16 protein-coding genes are annotated in these 17,035 nt (G+C 68.1%); 7 read left to right on the top strand and 9 right to left on the bottom strand.

The window, feature by feature from the left end; all coding sequences use genetic code 11:
* Positions 1–5: 5 nt before the first annotated feature.
* Together CJZ80_RS01200 and CJZ80_RS01195 are read right to left on the bottom strand one after the other, a co-directional pair.
* Complete coding sequence (locus CJZ80_RS01200) at positions 6–353, bottom strand: DUF6464 family protein (protein WP_094510254.1); 348 nt, start codon at positions 351–353, stop codon at positions 6–8.
* A gap of 5 nt (positions 354–358) precedes the next feature.
* Entirely contained in the window at positions 359–1,114 is a 756-nt protein-coding gene (locus CJZ80_RS01195; protein WP_094510253.1) for a DUF475 domain-containing protein, read from the bottom strand.
* Between the two features lie 59 nt (positions 1,115–1,173).
* Here CJZ80_RS01195 and CJZ80_RS01190 point away from each other — a divergent pair, with 59 nt between their 5' ends.
* Positions 1,174–2,052, top strand: a complete 879-nt coding sequence (locus tag CJZ80_RS01190; RefSeq protein ID WP_094510252.1) for a hypothetical protein — start codon at positions 1,174–1,176, stop codon at positions 2,050–2,052.
* A gap of 333 nt (positions 2,053–2,385) precedes the next feature.
* On the opposite strand, the gene CJZ80_RS01185 is transcribed toward CJZ80_RS01190, so the two are convergent.
* Complete coding sequence (locus tag CJZ80_RS01185; protein WP_094510251.1) at positions 2,386–3,174, bottom strand: hypothetical protein; 789 nt, start codon at positions 3,172–3,174, stop codon at positions 2,386–2,388.
* A 140-nt stretch (positions 3,175–3,314) separates the two neighbouring features.
* On the opposite strand from CJZ80_RS01185, the gene mfd reads away from it, so the two are divergent.
* Positions 3,315–6,908 (top strand): transcription-repair coupling factor, encoded by a 3,594-nt coding sequence (mfd, locus tag CJZ80_RS01180; protein WP_094510250.1) that lies wholly within the window; start codon positions 3,315–3,317, stop codon positions 6,906–6,908.
* Between the two features lie 101 nt (positions 6,909–7,009).
* Positions 7,010–7,189, top strand: a complete 180-nt coding sequence (locus CJZ80_RS01175; RefSeq protein ID WP_094510249.1) for a hypothetical protein — start codon at positions 7,010–7,012, stop codon at positions 7,187–7,189.
* Between the two features lie 312 nt (positions 7,190–7,501).
* On the opposite strand, the gene CJZ80_RS01170 is transcribed toward CJZ80_RS01175, so the two are convergent.
* From CJZ80_RS01170 to CJZ80_RS01160, 3 genes are all read right to left on the bottom strand, one after another.
* The gene (locus CJZ80_RS01170) at positions 7,502–8,839 is read right to left on the bottom strand and encodes a S41 family peptidase (RefSeq protein ID WP_094510248.1); all 1,338 of its coding nucleotides are present in this window, start codon (positions 8,837–8,839) and stop codon (positions 7,502–7,504) included.
* A 128-nt stretch (positions 8,840–8,967) separates the two neighbouring features.
* Positions 8,968–10,212 carry a (E)-4-hydroxy-3-methylbut-2-enyl-diphosphate synthase gene (gene ispG, locus CJZ80_RS01165; protein ID WP_094510247.1) on the bottom strand — a complete coding sequence of 415 codons (1,245 nt, stop codon included), beginning with the start codon at positions 10,210–10,212 and terminating at the stop codon, positions 8,968–8,970.
* A 62-nt stretch (positions 10,213–10,274) separates the two neighbouring features.
* Complete coding sequence (locus tag CJZ80_RS01160; RefSeq protein ID WP_233132694.1) at positions 10,275–11,102, bottom strand: uracil-DNA glycosylase family protein; 828 nt, start codon at positions 11,100–11,102, stop codon at positions 10,275–10,277.
* Positions 11,103–11,288: 186 nt separating this feature from the next.
* On the opposite strand from CJZ80_RS01160, the gene CJZ80_RS01155 reads away from it, so the two are divergent.
* The 3 genes from CJZ80_RS01155 to CJZ80_RS01145 all read left to right on the top strand — a co-directional run bounded on the left by CJZ80_RS01155 (position 11,289) and on the right by CJZ80_RS01145 (position 14,145).
* The gene (locus CJZ80_RS01155) at positions 11,289–12,467 is read left to right on the top strand and encodes a pyridoxal phosphate-dependent aminotransferase (protein WP_094510246.1); all 1,179 of its coding nucleotides are present in this window, start codon (positions 11,289–11,291) and stop codon (positions 12,465–12,467) included.
* A 50-nt stretch (positions 12,468–12,517) separates the two neighbouring features.
* Entirely contained in the window at positions 12,518–13,162 is a 645-nt protein-coding gene (locus CJZ80_RS01150) for a GDSL-type esterase/lipase family protein (RefSeq protein ID WP_233132693.1), read from the top strand.
* Between the two features lie 167 nt (positions 13,163–13,329).
* Positions 13,330–14,145 carry a sigma-70 family RNA polymerase sigma factor gene (locus CJZ80_RS01145; RefSeq protein ID WP_094510245.1) on the top strand — a complete coding sequence of 272 codons (816 nt, stop codon included), beginning with the start codon at positions 13,330–13,332 and terminating at the stop codon, positions 14,143–14,145.
* A 16-nt stretch (positions 14,146–14,161) separates the two neighbouring features.
* Here CJZ80_RS01145 and CJZ80_RS01140 read toward each other — a convergent pair whose 3' ends face one another.
* On the bottom strand, positions 14,162–14,938 hold the full coding sequence (locus CJZ80_RS01140; RefSeq protein WP_369802973.1) for a TIGR00297 family protein: 777 nt from the start codon (positions 14,936–14,938) through the stop codon (positions 14,162–14,164).
* A gap of 199 nt (positions 14,939–15,137) precedes the next feature.
* On the opposite strand from CJZ80_RS01140, the gene CJZ80_RS01135 reads away from it, so the two are divergent.
* A complete protein-coding gene (locus CJZ80_RS01135; RefSeq protein ID WP_094510243.1) occupies positions 15,138–15,509 on the top strand; it encodes a hypothetical protein in 372 nt (123 codons plus the stop codon).
* A gap of 37 nt (positions 15,510–15,546) precedes the next feature.
* Here CJZ80_RS01135 and CJZ80_RS01130 read toward each other — a convergent pair whose 3' ends face one another.
* Together CJZ80_RS01130 and CJZ80_RS01125 are read right to left on the bottom strand one after the other, a co-directional pair.
* The gene (locus CJZ80_RS01130) at positions 15,547–16,386 is read right to left on the bottom strand and encodes a 16S rRNA (uracil(1498)-N(3))-methyltransferase (RefSeq protein WP_233132692.1); all 840 of its coding nucleotides are present in this window, start codon (positions 16,384–16,386) and stop codon (positions 15,547–15,549) included.
* 154 nt (positions 16,387–16,540) lie between these two features.
* On the bottom strand, positions 16,541–16,993 hold the full coding sequence (locus CJZ80_RS01125; RefSeq protein WP_094510241.1) for a DUF3531 family protein: 453 nt from the start codon (positions 16,991–16,993) through the stop codon (positions 16,541–16,543).
* Positions 16,994–17,035 lie beyond the last annotated feature (42 nt).

Raw genomic sequence — 17,035 nt, 5'->3', positions numbered from 1 at the left:
GCGGCTCAGACAGGCGCACGATGCAGGCAGCGCTCGCAGGGGCCTTCAGGCAAGACGGCGCAGCGCAGCAGCGGGGAGCGGGCATTGAAGCGGCAGCTGGGGTCGCCGATCACCCAGTGGTTGTTCCACCAGGTGGCATCCGCCGGTTGCCGTTGTGGTTTGACCTGCAGCGCCACCTCGGTGAGCTCGTAGCGTCCGTTGCGGAGCTGGTAGCGGTGGTGGCGTTGCAGCACCAGAAACGAACGCTCACCCCGCTCGATCCAACGGCCCGGCTGGGGCACCTCGCCGAGGTGGGCCACCTCAAAGCGTTCCAGCAACCGCTCGGTGCCGGCCTGGCGCAGATCCACGTGCAGGGGCGTCAGGGGCTGACCTCCCCGGTCTGCTGCTCACTGCGCTGCGAGAACCCCCAGACGAACAGGCAGGCCACCACCAGCAGCAGCGCCCATTCGGGGGGGACGATCTGGGGCAGGGCCAGGCGCAGCAGCAGGCGCACCCCCACCAGACCCACGGCAAGATAGCCGGCCCGCTCCAGATGCCGGTACTCCTCCAACCAGCGGATGAACAGACCGGCCGTGAGGCGCAGGGCCACCACACCGATCACGCCGCCGGTCATCACCAGCCAGAGCCGGTCGCTGACCGCCACCGCCGCCGCGACGCTATCGAGCGAGAAGGCCAGATCGGTGACCGCCAGCGTGGCCACCACGGAGCCCAGGGTCTGACCGTGGAGCCGCTGGACCGCCGGTTCCACGTGGCTGATGGCTGCAGCGCCTGCCGCTTCACCGCCGGCCTCGCTGGATCCGGCCAGGTTGGTGATGCACAGCCAGAGCAGGTAGACCGCCGCCAGCAACTGCAGCGGCCAGAAGACCAGCACCCAGCGGGCCGCCACGATCAGGGCCATCCGGAACACCAAGGCCAGCAGCAGGCCGAGGTTGAGGGCGCGGCGCTGGCGGGCCGGATCGTCGAGGTGACGCGCGATGGCGGCCAGGGCGATGGCGTTGTCCGCGGAGAGCACGGCCTCCATCGCCACCAGCAGGGGAAGCAGCAGCAGAATCTCCCCCCACTGGTCTGCCGATTGCAGCAGCGGTGTGAGTGACTCGATCGACTCCGCTTCCATAGGCAGTGGCGGCGCGCGAATCGGTCACTCTAGGAAAGCCAAACCAAGCCCGAGCCGGGATGCAGCTGCAGGCGGAACTGGTGCACGCCGAACCCGGACAGCGGGTGGTGAAGGTGAGCGCCTGGGACCAGGGCGCCCTGATCGGCAGCGCTCTGGGCGAGGCCGCCACGGCGGAACTGGCGGAAGACCGCGCCATCGAGCGCCTGCAGAGGCGATGGTCCCCAAGCGGCGCCGCTGCCCTCGCCAGGCCGGAGCCGGTGGGTGCGGCGAAAGCGCCACCCCAGAAGCCAGCCATCAGCGCGGTTGAGGCAGAGCAGCCGCTGTTGGCGCTGAGCCGTGGGGGTGTGCCGGCGCAGGCGGCAGTGATGCCTGTGGTTTCACACGCTCCGCTTCCAGCGCCACCCGCCCAGGCTCCTGTGCCCATGGAGGCGTCCCCGGCACCCGATCAGGCTTGCGCCTCGCCGGCCACACCAGCAGCGCCAGCCCATGCCTCTGCGGCGCCCACGCCCCAGGGCCTTTCCCCATCGGAGCCGGAGGTCACAGCCGATCCCGAAGACTGGAGCGATGAACTGGCGCAGGTAGAGCTGGAACTCAAGCGACTGGGATGGGGCCGGGAGGAGGAAGCGGCGTACCTGGCGCGGGCCTTCAACCATCCGAGCCGCAGCCGCCTGGTGCGCTACCTGGATCTGATGGGCTATCTGAATGCCCTGCAGCAACTGGCACCCGGCAGCAGGCCGGAGCAGGCCGCCACACCCCTGCGTCGCCGCGACCTGCTGGATCAGAGCGACCAGCTGCTCGGCCAGCTGCAGTGGGGAGCGGCAGAGGGGCGCCTCTTCCTGGAGCGGCATTTTCAGCTCAACAGCCGCCAGCAGCTCAATGATCAGCAGCTGCTGCAGTTCAACATGCTGCTGGAAGATCAACTGGCCACCAGAGCATGAACGCCTAACCCGGTCCGGCGATAGGCACGGGCACACCGCGGCCCCGCGGTGCTGCGGGCTCTGGATTCCAGAGATACAGCGAGCGGAGGCCGGCGCTGGAGATGACAAAGCGCTTGTCATCAGGCTCTCTCGCCTGGCGGGTCGCCAGCGGGAGAGCTCTCCTGCGGATGGGCTCGGTTGCACGGGCTTCACCTTGAACACCGTTCCCGGCGATACTCCCTGCTTGGCAGGAGCCAGAGCGCCACTGCAGTGGGTGCCCCGCTGCAGTGCGGATCCCTTCCAACTGAATCCAGAACCGGCAGCCCCAAGCTCGGTGAAACCGCTGCCGGCCGCTCAGCTGGGCCAGGCAGTTGACCAACCCACCGGTGGGCGGCATTCCTGGCTGATCAGGCCGGCCCCCTTCTCCAGCTGGTCCTGGTTGGCATAGGCCTCCTGCTCGAGCTGGCGCTCCAGGGGCGAGAGATTGGCGTAGATCGGGTCGTTGAGCTGCCCCTGGGCCTGGGGCCTGGCGGTAATGGAGAGCCCAAGCTGCTTGGGCGGGGCCGACACCCCCCCGCGGCGGCAGCTCTGCGCCACATGGATGGCCTCATGGTTCAGCACCAGAGCAAAGGTGGCGCTGCCCTGGTCCACCACCTCCGGCTTGATGCGGATTGTGCGGGCGGCAGGGTCCCACTCACCGGCGGCGCCGGCCTTGCGGGGCGGGCCCAGCACCACCCTTACCCCCACCCGCTGCAGCTGATCGAGCAGATCGCGGATCGCCTGTCGCTCGCGCTCGAAGCGCGGCGGATCGAGCATCAGCGCGCGGATCTGCTCGATCGAGAGCTTGGGGTCTCCCTCGCGGCGGCGGTAGCGGTAACGCACACCGCCGTCAGGCAGCACCTCGGCCTGCGGCTGCCAGTCGACATCGGCCTGCTCCAGCCGCGCCATCAGATCGCCGGCCATGAAGGCATCAACGGCCACATCGCCCGGCCGCAGGGGGGCCGGGGGCCGGGCGAACAGCGTGTCCGACACCTGAAACGGCAGCGCTTCCAGTGCGCCGAGGGTTTCGCCCCTGCGCTCGGGCGGCGCCACCGCCAGGCCCGCCAGCAGCAGACCAGCGGCCAACAGCGTCAGCGGCAGCACGGGAGCGCCCGATCCACGCGGGGGATGGTGCCGGCTCACTCCCAGAGATCAACGTGACCTTCATGATGGTCGATCTGCACCAGCAAAGCAGCGGCAGGAGTGCAACTGCCAGGATCGGGATCCCTGCGCCACACGACCCAATGCCCCTCACCGCCCTGGTGCGCCAGCTCGAGCAGGTGCCCCTCACCGGTGAGGTGCTGCAACGGATCGAGCGCCAAGAACGGCTGAGCCTGCGGGGCGCCTCCCGGGCCGGTCGTGCTCTGATCGCCAGTGCCCTGGCCCGGCAGCGGCAGACGCCTCTGCTGGTGATCGTGCCCACGCTGGAAGAGGCGGGCCGCTGGGCGGCGCTGCTGGAACTGATGGGCTGGCCCACGGCCCAGCTTTATCCCACCAGTGAGGGCTCGCCCTACGAACCCTTCGATCCCACCACCGAGATCACCTGGGGGCAACTGCAGGTACTCGCCGAGCTGGTGGATGCGGGAAGCGCCGACGGCAACAGCCACCCGTGGCAGGGGGCCGTGGTGGCCACCGAGCGGGCCCTGCAACCCCACCTGCCGCCGCCCGCGGCCCTGGCCGCCCGCTGCCTGTGCCTGCGCAAGGGCGACACGGTGGACCTGGAGCAGCTGGCCGACACCCTCAGCCGCCTCGGCTACGAGCGGGTGCCCACGATCGAGCAGGAGGGCAGCTGGAGCCGCCGCGGCGACATCGTCGACGTGTTTCCGGTGAGCGCCGAGCTGCCGGTGCGGCTGGAGTTCTTCGGCGAGGAGCTGGAGAAGCTCAAGGAATTCGACCCCGCCACCCAGCGTTCGCTCGATGCCACCGAGGCGGTGCGGCTCACCCCCAGTGGCTACGGCCCGCTGGTGGCGGATGCCCTGCGGGAAACGATGCCGGTGGGGCTCGAGGGGCTGTTGCAGCCGGAAGCGCTCGATCAGCTGCTGGAGGGCGGCACGCCCGAGGGGATGCGGCGGCTGATGGGTCTGGCCTGGGCGCGGCCCGCCTCCCTGCTCGATTACCTGCCCGCCAGGACGTTGATTGCGGTGGATGAGCGGCGCCATTGTCGCGCCCACGGCCAGCAGTGGTTCGATCACGCCGACAGCCACCACGGCGAGGTGCAGGCGGAGCTGGCGGCAGCCTGCGGCCAGCCGGTGCTACTGCCCGCCCTGCTGCACCGGCCGCCCGAGCAGGCCCTTGAGGATGTCGAGGCGTTCGCCGGTTTCGATCTGGCTGAACTGGCGGAAACCGACCGCCACCCCAACGCCTTCGATCTCTCCAGCCGTCCGGTGCCGGCCCATCCGAACGCCTTCGGCCGCCTAGCGGCGCTGGTGAAGGGCTACCAACAGGAAAAGGCGAAGGTGTGGCTGCTTTCGGCCCAGCCGTCACGGGCGGTGGCGCTGCTGGAGGAGCACGACTGCATCGCCCGCTTCGTGCCCAACCCGCACGACTTCCCGGCGATCGAGCGGTTGGTGGAGCAGAACACACCTGTGGCGCTCAAGCTCAAGGGCACCGCCGAGCTGGAAGGGCTGCAACTGCCGGCCTGGAAGCTGGTGCTGCTCACCGACCGGGAGTTCTTCGGCCAGCACAGCCTGGCCGCCAGCGGCTATGTGCGGCGGCGCCGCAAGGCGGCCAGCCGCACGGTGGATCCGGGCAAGATGCAACCCGGCGATTTCGTGGTGCACCGCAATCACGGCATCGGCCGCTTCCTCAAGCTGGAGAAGCTGGCGATCAGCGGCGAAAGCCGCGATTACCTGGTGGTGCAGTACGCCGACGGCACCCTGCGGGTGGCCGCCGACCAGCTGGGCAGCCTGGGCCGCTACCGCGCCAGCACCGACACGCCGCCGGAGCTCAACCGCATGGGGGGCGTGGCCTGGGCGCGGGCCAAGGAGAGAGCGCTCAAGGCGGTGCGCAAGGTGGCGCTCGACCTGGTGAAGCTGTACGCAGAGCGCCATCAGGCCCCCGGCATCGTGTTTCCGCCCGATGGCCCGTGGCAAAGCGAGCTGGAGGATTCCTTCCCCTATGAGCCCACGCCGGATCAGCTGAAGGCGATCGCGGAAGTGAAACGCGACATGGAGACCGCCAAGCCGATGGACCGGCTGGTGTGCGGCGATGTGGGCTTCGGCAAGACCGAGGTGGCGATCCGGGCGTTGTTCAAGGCGGTGACCGCCGGACGCCAGGCGGCGCTGCTGGCCCCCACCACGGTGCTGGCCCAGCAGCACTGGCGCACCTTGAGCGAACGCTTTGCGCCCTACCCGCTCAAGGTGGCGCTGCTCAATCGCTTCCGCACAACGCTGGAGCGCAAGGCGATTCAGGAAGGGCTGGCCGCCGGCACGATCGACATCGTGGTGGGCACCCACCAGCTGCTGGGCAAGGGCACCAGCTTCAAGCAACTGGGGCTGCTGGTGGTGGACGAGGAGCAGCGCTTCGGTGTGAACCAGAAAGAGAAGATCAAGGCGCTGCGAAAAGACGTCGACGTGCTGACGCTTTCCGCCACGCCGATTCCACGCACGCTCTACATGAGCCTGTCGGGGGTGCGGGAGATGAGCCTGATCACCACGCCGCCACCGCTGCGCCGCCCGATCAAGACCCACCTGGCCGCCCGCGACGATGAGGCGGTGCGCAGCGCCATCCGCCAGGAACTGGATCGTGGCGGCCAGGTGTTCTACGTGGTGCCGCGGGTGGAGGGAATCGAGGAGGTGGCGGGCCAGTTGCGCGAGATGCTGCCGGGCCTGAAGTTGCTGGTGGCCCACGGCCAGATGGCCGAAGGGGAACTGGAGAGCGCGATGGTGGCCTTCAATGCCGGCGAAGCCGATGTGATGCTCTGCACCACGATCATCGAAAGCGGCCTGGATATCCCACGGGTGAACACAATTCTGGTGGAAGACGCCCACAGATTCGGCCTCGCCCAGCTGTATCAACTGCGCGGTCGGGTGGGCCGCAGCGGCATCCAGGCCCATGCCTGGTTGTTCTATCCCGGTGATGGCGCCCTCAGTGAGGCGGCACGGCAGCGGCTGCGGGCGATCCAGGAGTTCGCGCAACTGGGCAGCGGCTACCAGCTGGCGATGCGCGACATGGAGATCCGCGGCGTGGGCAACCTGCTGGGGGTGGAGCAGAGCGGCCAGCTCGAAGCGATCGGCTTCGACCTCTATATGGAGATGCTGCAGGAAAGCCTGGCGGAGATCCAGGGCCAGGACATCCCCGTGGTGGAAGACACCCAGATCGATCTGCCGATCACCGCCTTCATCCCCGCCGACTGGATCACCGAAGCGGACGAAAAGATGGCCGCCTACCGGGCTGCTGCCGGCTGCACCGCCAAGAGCGAACTGCTCCAGCTGGCTGCCGACTGGGTGGATCGCTACGGGGCCCTGCCGGCGCCGGTGCAGAGCCTGCTGCAGTTGATGGAACTCAAACTGCTGGCCAAACGCTGCGGCTTCTCACGCCTCAAGCCCGAAAAGCCCAACATCGTGCTGGAAACCCCGATGGAGGAGCCCGCCTTCCGGCTGCTGCGCCAGGGCCTGCCCCAGCACCTGCACGGCCGGTTGGTGTATCAGGGCGGCGCCGGCAGCACCGCAAAAGTGCTGGCCCGCGGCCTCAGCGTGCTCCCCGCCGAGAAGCAGCTCGACACCCTGATGGAGTGGCTCACCGCCATGGCCGGCCAGATCCCCGCCGCTGATGGCCTCACCGACGCCCAGCGCCAGGACCAAGCAGCCGCCAGGAATGCGGCGGTGTTGGTGGTTTGAGGGGGGGGACGTGTTGCTTGGCCACCCCCCGACAAGCTTCCGATTCTCTTCACCCTCATCCCCGCAAAACTTCGTTACAGTTCCGGAAAGGTTTGGGCTAAATGGGCGAATTCGTTGCTTCCGGTGGGGTTTCGGCAGGGCTGCAGAGCGGTGTGGGCCTTGTTTCGGCCCTGATCAGCGTGATCGCTCTGGGCTTGTTCGCCCTGTTCCAGGACGAAAACCAGAACAACGACGATGACGACTCCAACCCCGGCGGCGGCCTCATGCAGCCGGTGGCCTGAAGCTCCGATCCACAGCGCTTACCGGCCTCAGAGAAGGCAAAAGCCCTGTTGCGAGAATTCCCGCAGCAGGGCTTTATTCCATGGATTGATTGGTGCGCGCGAATGGCGCACACAAGTTGGTCTTCAGCCGTTGCTCCGCAAGACTTGTCCAATAAACGTTGCCACCTAAGACTTACCCATAAACCTTGCCAGTTAAGACTTTCCCTATAAACCTTGGCCCGTAGAAGGGGTGCGCAACTGTTTGCCCGTGAAATGAGCGCCGGAAACAGTGCCCCTTGGAAGGATGGCGCGCTCAGGGGATAACCCCCCTGATCAGTTAGTGGGTCCGAGAGCAGCCGGCAGGTTGGCACTTGAGGGGTTGTAGGGCTTGCCGGGTGCCTTGCCCACCGTGCGCAGTTGCTTCACCAAGGTGTTTTCAGCCACCCGGTACTGAGGATCGTTGCGGGTGCCGATCTCTTCGAGCTTGAGTGATCGGGCCTCCTGTTCGCTCAGCTTCACCGACACATCGGGTTTGATGCCGTGCTTGTGGATGTCGCGGCCGCTGGGGGTGAGGTATTTGGCGATGGTCACGGTCATGCCGGAGCCATCGGAGAGCCCCCGCACTGACTGCACCAACCCCTTGCCGAAGGTCTTCTGACCCACCAGCACCCCTCGCTTGTTGTCCTGCAGGGCACCGGAGAGGATTTCGCTGGCACTGGCGGAACCCTCATTCACCAGGATCACCAGAGGAGCCTTGGTGAGTGCCCGGCCGTTGGCGCGCCGCACGTCCTGGATGCCGTCGCGGGTTTTGGTGGACACGATGATGCCTTCATCGAGCCACTGGCGGGCGATCTCGATGCTCGCCACCAGCAGGCCACCGGGGTTGCTGCGCAGATCCAGCACATACCCCTGCACCCCCTTGCTCTCCAAGTCGCGCAGAGCGGCACGCATGTCCTTGGAGGCATTGGCGTTGAACTGCTTGAGGCGGATGTAGCCCACCTTGAAGCCATCAGGGGTGGTGTTCACCTGATGTTCCACCGCGTGCAGCTCGATGCGATCGCGGGTGAGCGGCATCTCGAGCACCTGATTCTTGCGCCGCACCTGCAGGGTCACCTTGGTGCCAGCCTGGCCGCGGATCAGCTTCACCGCGTCTTCCGTGCTCATCCCCTTGGTGCTCTTGCCGTCGATCGAGATGATCACGTCCTTCGGCATCACGCCGGCCCGCGAAGCTGGGGAGCCGTCAATCGGGGACACCACCACCAGTTCCTTGGTGTCCTTGTCGAGGCTCAGCTGGATGCCGACACCGGAGAGTTCCCCCGAGGTGTCGATCTGCATCTCCTTGAACTCCCGCGGATCCATGAAGCGGGTGTAGGGATCATCGAGGGTGCCGAGCATGCCCCGGATGGCCTCGTAGCTCTCTTTGGTATTGCCGTAGGTTTTGGCGAGGAGGTCGCGGCGCAGCTTGCGCCACTGCTCCGGGGTGTATTTGCCGGTGGTGTCGAGATAATCGCGGAAGACGATCTGCCAGGCCTGATCCATCACCTCCTTGGGGCTGTCGGTGATCAGGGAGGCAGCACTGGGCGCCATCAGCCATTCGCCACCCACCACGGCTGCGGCCGCACAGGCGCCGAGCCCAGCCAGGACGAGAATGCTGGTGCTACCCCTGGACATGCTCTCGGCCTCGTGAGCGTTTGTGCTGTGTTCAAACTAGCCCGTGCCAGGGGGCACAGGACAGGGTGGGTCAGGGATCCAGGGGCTTCCGAATGTGACTGGCAGCGTGGCGTCAGGCGGCCAAGGCCTCAGGGGTCGACCCAGCGGCCGTCTTCCTTGATCAGAGCGATCAGCGCTTCCACACCCTCCGCTTCCGGCACACGGCGGATCTCTTCGCGGCCGCGGTAGAGAGAGATGGTGCCGGGGGTTTTGCCCACGTAGCCGTAGTCGGCGTCGGCCATCTCGCCGGGGCCGTTGACGATGCAGCCCATTACGGCGATGTCGAGGCCGGTGAGGTGGGCGGTGGCGTTGCGCACCACGTGCAGCACCTCCTCCAGGTTGAACAGGGTGCGGCCGCAGCTGGGGCAGGCCACGTACTCCACCATCGTCTTGCGCAGGCCCAGCGCCTGCAGGATCGAGTAGCAGACTGGGATCTCCTTCTCTGGGGCCTCGGTGAGGGACACCCTGATCGTGTCCCCCAGGCCCTCGGCCAGCAGGGTGGCGATGCCGGCCGTGCTCTTGATGCGGCCGTAGTCGCCGTCACCCGCCTCGGTGACGCCCAGATGCAGCGGGTAGTGGAAGCCTTCGGCGTCCATGCGGTCGGCCATCATCCGGTAGGCCGCCAGCATCACCGGCGCCCGCGAAGCCTTCATCGACACCACGATGTTGTGGAAGTCGAGGCGGTCGCAGATGTGGATGAACTCCATGGCGCTCTCCACCATCCCCAGCGGGGTGTCGCCGTAGGTGAACAACATCCGCTCCGCCAGGGAGCCGTGATTCACGCCGATGCGCAGGCCCTTGTCCTGCTCTTTCAGCAGGCTCACCAGCGGTTCGAGCGTGGCCTGGATGCGCTCACCGATCGCGGCCACCTCCTCGGGGGTGAACTCCGTGCGGTTGGGGTCGGGTTTGTCGAACACATACAACCCGGGGTTGATGCGCACCTTGTCGACATGCTGGGCCACCTCAAGGGCGATCTTCATACCGTTGTGGTGCACGTCAGCCACCAGCGGCACGGGGCGGTAGCTGTCTTCGAGGCGCTTGCGGATCTCTCCCACCGCCTTGGCGTGGGCCAGGCTCGGCACCGTGAGCCGCACGATCTCGCAGCCGGATTCATGGAGGCGACGGATGCCGGCGGTGGCACCCGCGATGTCGAGGGTGTCCTCGTTGATCATCGACTGCACCACCACCGGGTGGTCGCTGCCCACCCACACATCGCCCACCCGCACGCTGCGGGTCTTGCGGCGGCGGATCACCGTGTCGTAGCGCGGGTTGCTGGCCCAGTCAGTGGGCAGACCTGCCGGGGCGGTCTGGGGCCGGGCCACGGTGCCGGTCATCGGAGCTGGAAGCCGGGGAACTGGCCCCAACACTGCCACAGACAGGCGTGCAAGCGGCGTGCTCAGTCGGCGGAGATGTCCGCTACCGGAGTGGTCGCTGGTGTGGTCGCGGGGGTCGCCCCAGCTGAGGCCCCGTCTGCATCCAGATAGGGAGAGCCTGCCTCCAGCTGATTGAGACGGCGGCGCACGTCCTGGAGGTCCTGCCAGGTAAGCCATTTGGGGGTGCCGCGCTCGCGCGATGGGTTGCGCAGCAGATAGGAAGGATGAAAGATCGGCAGGCACCACAGCCCCCGCCACTGCCGCCACTGGCCGCGCAGCTTGGTGATCCCCCCCTTCAGGCCCAGCACCCCCTCCATCGCCGTGGCACCGGCCAATACCAGCACCTTGGGCTGCACAAGCTCGATCTGCTTCAGCAGCCAGGGCAGGCAGGCGGCCATTTCCTCCGGCGTCGGCTTGCGGTTCTCGGGTGGACGGCACTTCACCACGTTGCAGATGTAGGCGTCCTGGCGGGTGTCGATCGCCACGCTGGCAAACATCTGATCGAGCAACTGGCCGGCGCGGCCCACGAAGGGCGAGCCGCTGGCATCTTCCTGGGCGCCGGGACCCTCGCCGATCACCATCAGCGAGGCGGCCGGATTGCCGCGGCTCACCACCACCTGCTGCCGTCCCAGAGCCAACCCGCAACGGCGGCAGGCTTCGCAGGCGCCGTGCAGAGCGGCCAGGGCCGCCGTTGGATCGGGGGGCTCAGCGGCTGCATGACGGGGGGCGCTGGCGATCACGGCCTCAACCAACGGCATCCCGCCGGACGCCTGCGCTCCGGCATCCACCGCCCTGCCTCCGAACAGGCTGGGTTGCACCACAACTCCGGGCAGGGGTTCGCTCTGTTCCATCCCCGCCTCACCCCAGCGTGAAAGGAATCCTATGGAACGGATCCAGGGGCCGCTGATGACAACCTGCGCGGGGACGAAGCCAAGCGGCCACTACGTCAGGCAGGATGTCTAATCCCCTTATCGAAGGCATTCCAACGCTGGAGTGCCCCGGCGCCCATGTCGCGGCCGATCGCACCGCCTCCGCTGATGACCAGCCCGTTGGCACTTTCAGCCCGGGCCCGGGCCCTGCAGCCGTCCCTCACCCTGGCGATCACCGCCCGTGCGCGCGAGTTGCGGGCCGACGGCCATGACATCTGCAGCCTCAGCGCGGGTGAACCGGATTTCGAAACGCCCGCCTTCATCCGCCAGGCCGCCAGCCGGGCGCTGGAGGAAGGTGCCACGCGCTATGGACCCGCCGCCGGCGAACCCCTGCTGCGGCAAGCCCTGGCCCAGAAGCTGAGCGAGGAAAACGGTGTGCCCACCGCGGCCGATCAGGTGCTGGTCACCAACGGCGGCAAGCAGGCGCTCTACAACCTCTTCCAGGTGCTGCTCGACCCCGGCGACGAGGTGCTGCTGCCGGCCCCCTACTGGCTCAGCTATCCGGAGATGGCGCACCTGGCAGGCGCCACGGTGCGCGTGCTGCCCACCGCACCCGCTCAGGGCTTCCGGCTCCAACCCGACCAGCTCGAGGCCGCCATCACGGCCAACAGCAAGCTGCTGGTGATCAACAGCCCCTCCAACCCCTCGGGTCTGGTGCTCAGCCGGCAGGAGCTGGAGCAGCTCGCTGCCGTGCTGCGCCGCCATCCGCAGGTGGCGGTGGTGAGCGATGAGATCTACGAATTCCTGTTGGCACCTGGCCTGGAGCACCACAGCCTGGCGGCCCTGGCCCCCGACCTCGCCGACCGCATCTTCATCGTCAACGGCTTTGCCAAGGGCTGGGCGATGACCGGCTGGCGGGTGGGTTACCTCGCCGGCCGCAAGGATGTGATCGCCGCCGCCAGCGCCCTGCAGAGCCAGAGCACGAGCAACGTCTGCACCTTCGCCCAGTACGGCGCGCTGGCGGCGATCACCGCCCCGCGTGACTGCGTTCATGCCATGGCCCAGGAGTTCAACCAGCGCCGGGCGCTGCTGAGTGCCGGCCTGATGGCTCTGCCCGGCCTCACTCTGCAGCAGCCAGAAGGGGCCTTCTACGCCTTCCCGGACATCAGCGGCCATGGGCTTGATTCCATGACCTTCTCCAACCGGCTGCTGGAGGACCAGGGGCTGGCGGTGGTTCCCGGGGTGGCCTTCGGCGACGACCGCTGCATCCGCCTCTCGTGTGCAGCCTCTCCAGCCACCATCGACGACGGCCTGCAGCGCCTCAGCCGTTTCCTGAACCGTCTCTGACTCTCCCGGCACCCGGCACTGCGGCCTCACCCCCGCCCCGCAAGCTGATCGTGCTGGGCGACAGCGGGGTGTACGGCTGGGGAGACCCCGATGGGGGCGGCTGGTGCGAGCAGCTGCGGCGCCACTGGATGGAGATCCCGGGCGGGCCCGTGCTCTACAACCTCGGCGTGCGAGGCGACGGCCTGGAGCGGCTGGCGGCACGGTTGGAGGCGGAAGTGCGCTGCCGCGGTGAGCTGCGGCGCCAGGGGCCCCAGGGGATCCTGCTGGGCATCGGGCTGAACGACACGGCCCGCGTGGGGCGCCCGGATGGGCGCCACCAACTGGCCCCGGAGGCGTTCCTGTTCGGCCTGCAGCAACTGCTGCACCAGGCCGGGCAGCTGGCGCCGGTGATGGTGATCGGCCTCACCCCAGTGGATGAGGCGGTGATGCCCTTCGCCGGCTGTCTCTGGTACGACCTGGCCACCGTGCGCCACTACGAGGGCCTGCTGGAGGAAGCCTGCCTCGAAGCGGATGTGCCGTTCCTACCGCTTCTCGATGGCCTGCTGGAGGATCCGCACTGGCTGCGGCTGCTCGACAGCGACGGGCTGCACCTCAACAGCGCCGGACACCGGCGTCTCTATGAGCGTCTGAAACACTGGCCGGCCCTGTTGCGCTGGGCCTCACTGGAGCCACAACAGAGCCGCACCCCTGCCTGAGCGAGCTGCTCATCACCCGCCTGACTGCCCGCCAGAGCCAGCGGCAACCTCCTTGATCTCACCCCTACGGGGGAGGCGAAATCACCGGGAGTGGGGATGGTGGGGAAGGGCCACCCGGCGAGAAGGTGATTCCAAGGACTTCCCGTTGGCACCTCCGGTTCCCCACCATGACGCTCACCATCTTTCAACGCCGCAATCCCGAGCTGCTGGCGCAATACCAGCGCAGCGGCCATCCACGTGATCGCAACAAGATCGTGGAATTCAACCTGCCCCTGGTCCGGCAGGTGGCCAACCGCCTCCGGCCCCACACCGCCGTGCCGTTCGACGATCTGGTGCAACAGGGCTCGATCGGTCTGATCCGCGCGGTGGAAGCCTTCGATCCGGCCCAGGGCACATCCCTCAGCAGCTTCGCCGTGCCCTTCATCCGCGGGGCCATGCAGCACCACCTGCGCGACAACGAACAGCCGTTGAAAGCCTCACGCCTGCTGCGCGACCTGCATCAGCGCGGGCAGACCCTCCAGCAGCAACGCCTTCACCAGCAGAAGCCCGCGCTCCGCGACGCGGAGCTGGCGGCCGCCCTGGGCTGCCCTGTCGCCCAGTGGCAGGAGGCCTGCAGCCTGCACTGGGCCCTGCAGTGCTCCAGCCTCGATGCGCCGGTTGGCACGGCTGAAGCCTCCAGCACCCCTCTGGTGGAGAAGCTCAGCGCCCGGGAAGCCCCCCATCCCTGCCGCGCCGATCGTCTGAGCGAATCCTCCTGCTCCGAGCCGGAACCGCAGCATTGGCTCAGGCAGCGGCTGCAAGACCTGGAGGTCAGCGAGCGGCGATTGCTGGAAGGGCGGGTGCTGGATGGGGCCTCCTGGCGCCAGCTGGGCGAGGAGCTGGGGATCCGGGCGCGGGTGGCCCAACGCCGCTTCGAACGGCTGGCGGCGCGGCTGCGCCAGGAACTCAGCAGAGAATGGGGGGATCTGTTCGCCCAGGCCTGAGTCAAGCGCCCCTGAATCAGGCGGCCAGACCCAGCGCCACGGCGCCCCAGGCCAGCCCCATGGCGATCAACGCCGCCAGCAACGTCTGGATTCCGTTCACGAGCTCGTTGGTCAGCCAGGCGAGCCGCGCCTGCAGGGTGGCGCCGATCCAGCTCTCCAGCAGGGTGGCCAGCACCCCCACCAGCAACACCAACAGCAGCGCGGGGGGCGATCCCAGCAACCCCAGCAACTTCAGCACCAGCACCATCACCGCGCTGCCCACCAGGCTGGCACCCGTCCCCTCCAGACTGACCGCCCCTTCCGTACCGGCGGGTACCGGCCGCAGGGAGGTGATCAACACGGTGTGACGCCCCCAGCGCTTGCCGATCTCACTGCCGCAGGTGTCGGCAAGCTTGGCGGCGAAACTGGCCCCGAAACCCAGCAGCAGCAGCGGCACCGGCGCTCCAGGCACGGTGGTGAGCAGGGCCAGCACGGCCCCGGTGGCTGCGGAGCCCCACACGTTCTCCGGCCCCCGACGGCCACCCCGCGCTTCGGCCAGCCCCTGCTGCTGCTTCTGGCGAAAGCCCAGCCGGGTCACCAGGGAGCCCAGCACCAGATAGCCCACCACCGCAAACCAGCCGCGCCAGCCGAGCGCGCCCCACAGCAGTGTGCCGAGCACACCCGCGTGTACCCAGCCGGAGCGGGTGAGCAGGGGGAACCGCTGGACAGCGCTGATCAACAGGCCATGCAGCGCCAGCGCCAGCAGCCAGTGCTGGAGGGTCTGGGCCGGCAGCAGCGGTGGCGCCCCCAGCAACGCCTCAAGGCCCGTGAAGGGGGACACCGGCACCGGCACGGCCGACAGCAGCAGAACGCTCAAGGGGGCAGACCGCACAGGCCCCAGTCTCTTCAGCAGTGGCGTGGGCTGCCGCTCTCTGTTGCACTCCCCTAAGCGGCGTCGGTCCCCTGCAGGTGCCGGCGGATAATCACAGCCAACGTCCCGTCTTCGGATCACCATGCTGTTCAAGCGCAAGGGCTCGTTCTTTATCGACTTCGACAAGAACGCCACCGCTGAGCCGGTGACCGTGGCCCCTGTGACGGTGGCTCCGGCGGCTCCTGTGGCTCCACCCACCAGCGCGGAACCCTCTGCAGCCACCGCAGGGCCAGCAGCAGAGGCCGGCGTCGCTGCAGCGGGCAGCGTGCTCACCACCGCAGAAGCGATGGCGGCCGAGCTGCGGCGTGAACAGGACAACCTGCCGCCTCCTTCGCTGGTCACCTTCTCGCCCGAGTGCCTCACCCCCGCCGGCGCCCTCTCCCGCCGCCGCCGGCTGGCCGGGGCCAACATCGGCCCGTTCAAGGCGATGGCCGCCAGCCTGATGAAGAGCTGAGCGCGGCAATCTGCGCCCCAGGGATCCAGCCGCCGATTCAGCCGCCGCTTGATCTCGCTCGCCTGGATCCCGCTCGCCAGGCACTCAGCAGGCTCAGGCCGGCCACAGCCGCCGTCGAGGTGCGCAGGATCGTCGGGCCCAGGCTCGCCGGTTGCCAGCCCGCGTCCACCGCCACCTTCTCCTCCGCCGGCGTCCACCCCCCCTCAGGCCCGATCGCCAGGCGGGCGATGCCAACACAATGCGCACCCGGGGCTTGAGCGCCACCCAGCTCTAACCAGGTCCGCTGTACTGCTCCACCACCCAGCTCTGCCACGCCGCGCAGCTCTGTGCCAGCAGGCAGGGCTCCCGTCCCCAGCAGCTCACTCAGCAGCGGCAGGTCGGCCGCCCGGGTGGTGGCGAGCCATCGGCACTGACCTTGCTCCAGGCACGCGGCGCCATTGGCCAGCGAAGCCGGATTCTGGAGCCAGGCGGCGGCGGCCATGGGCTCCAGCAGCTGCGGCAGCCACAGACGCTCGCACTGCTCACAGGCCTCCCGCACGATCGCCTGCCAGCGTTCCCATCGGCCCGGCCCACCGGTTTCCGCCCCCCGCACGCCGCGCTCGGCCAGCAGCGGCTGAAGGCGGTCGACCCCCAGTTCGCAGCTCATGCGCAGCACGGTGTCGAAATCGCGGCGGGGCACTGCCACCGCCAGCTCCAGCAGGGGCGAGGGCAAGGGCTCGACCGCAAGGGGTGCCGCCAGGGGCTGCTCCAGCCGGGCGCTGCTGCGATCGGTCAGCAGCGCGCTCCACAACTGGCCGACGCCGTCGACCACCGCAAAGCGATCGCCGGGGCCATAGCGGAGCACCCGCGTGAGGTAGTGGCTTTCGCCGTCTTCCAAGCGGAGGATAGGCAGAGCACCCTCGCAGCCGGGCGCTGCAGCTTGACCGCTGGCAGCGACTTCCGCAGCCGAGGAATCTGGCGGCTGAGCCGCCGCCCGGGCAAGGCGCCCGGGCTCGATCAAAAGACGACGCAGCTCCCGGGTCACACCGCGCTCAATTGACCCCGGGGGCGAACATCGCATCGGGCTGGTCTTCCACCGGCCAGTCGTCGTTGAGACCGCCGATCACCAGTTCCTCAATCTCCACCACGTCGTTGTCGAGCTGCCGAAGGGCGTTGATCAGCACATCAAGGGCAACGCCATCGCTGGTGCCGAGATCCACCCAGCAGCGGGCCCAGTCCTCCTGGTATTCCAGTTCGCCCATGTTGTGCATCAACGCCGGCAGGGCCCGTTCAGCGTCGTCGCCGTCGTAGGTCATCCAGCTGAGATCGACGCCCTCCTCATGCACCTGAAGGTTCTCAGCATTGAAGCCGCCCAGCTTGCCGAGAAAGAACCAGCTCTCGAAGGTCGTATCAATGTAGCCGCGCTCCCCCTGCCCGGGCGGAGCAGCAAAACGCACCCAGATCCAGCAGTTGAAGGGATCCACATCCCGAAAGCGGACGTCCATGGGAGAAGGCAGCGTGCTTGCCCCCATCAAACACGCATCCAG

Origin of the sequence: Synechococcus sp. MW101C3 (genome assembly GCF_002252635.1) — a bacterium.
GTDB lineage: Bacteria > Cyanobacteriota > Cyanobacteriia > PCC-6307 > Cyanobiaceae > MW101C3.
Note: the sequence above shows the minus strand (reverse complement) of the source record. Positions and strands in the feature narration are given on the sequence as shown.

Bases quoted from the DNA above. Each gene is read 5' to 3' on its own strand.
- CJZ80_RS01195 (WP_094510253.1), bottom strand. From the start codon at position 1,114: ATGGAAGCGGAGTCGATCGAGTCACTCACACCGCTGCTGCAATCGGCA.
- CJZ80_RS01190 (WP_094510252.1), top strand. From the start codon at position 1,174: ATGCAGCTGCAGGCGGAACTGGTGCACGCCGAACCCGGACAGCGGGTG.
- mfd (WP_094510250.1), top strand. From the start codon at position 3,315: ATGCCCCTCACCGCCCTGGTGCGCCAGCTCGAGCAGGTGCCCCTCACC.
- CJZ80_RS01175 (WP_094510249.1), top strand. From the start codon at position 7,010: ATGGGCGAATTCGTTGCTTCCGGTGGGGTTTCGGCAGGGCTGCAGAGC.
- CJZ80_RS01170 (WP_094510248.1), bottom strand. From the start codon at position 8,839: ATGTCCAGGGGTAGCACCAGCATTCTCGTCCTGGCTGGGCTCGGCGCC.
- ispG (WP_094510247.1), bottom strand. From the start codon at position 10,212: ATGACCGGCACCGTGGCCCGGCCCCAGACCGCCCCGGCAGGTCTGCCC.
- CJZ80_RS01160 (WP_233132694.1), bottom strand. From the start codon at position 11,102: ATGGAACAGAGCGAACCCCTGCCCGGAGTTGTGGTGCAACCCAGCCTG.
- CJZ80_RS01155 (WP_094510246.1), top strand. From the start codon at position 11,289: ATGACCAGCCCGTTGGCACTTTCAGCCCGGGCCCGGGCCCTGCAGCCG.
- CJZ80_RS01145 (WP_094510245.1), top strand. From the start codon at position 13,330: ATGACGCTCACCATCTTTCAACGCCGCAATCCCGAGCTGCTGGCGCAA.
- CJZ80_RS01135 (WP_094510243.1), top strand. From the start codon at position 15,138: ATGCTGTTCAAGCGCAAGGGCTCGTTCTTTATCGACTTCGACAAGAAC.
- CJZ80_RS01125 (WP_094510241.1), bottom strand. From the start codon at position 16,993: ATGGACGTCCGCTTTCGGGATGTGGATCCCTTCAACTGCTGGATCTGG.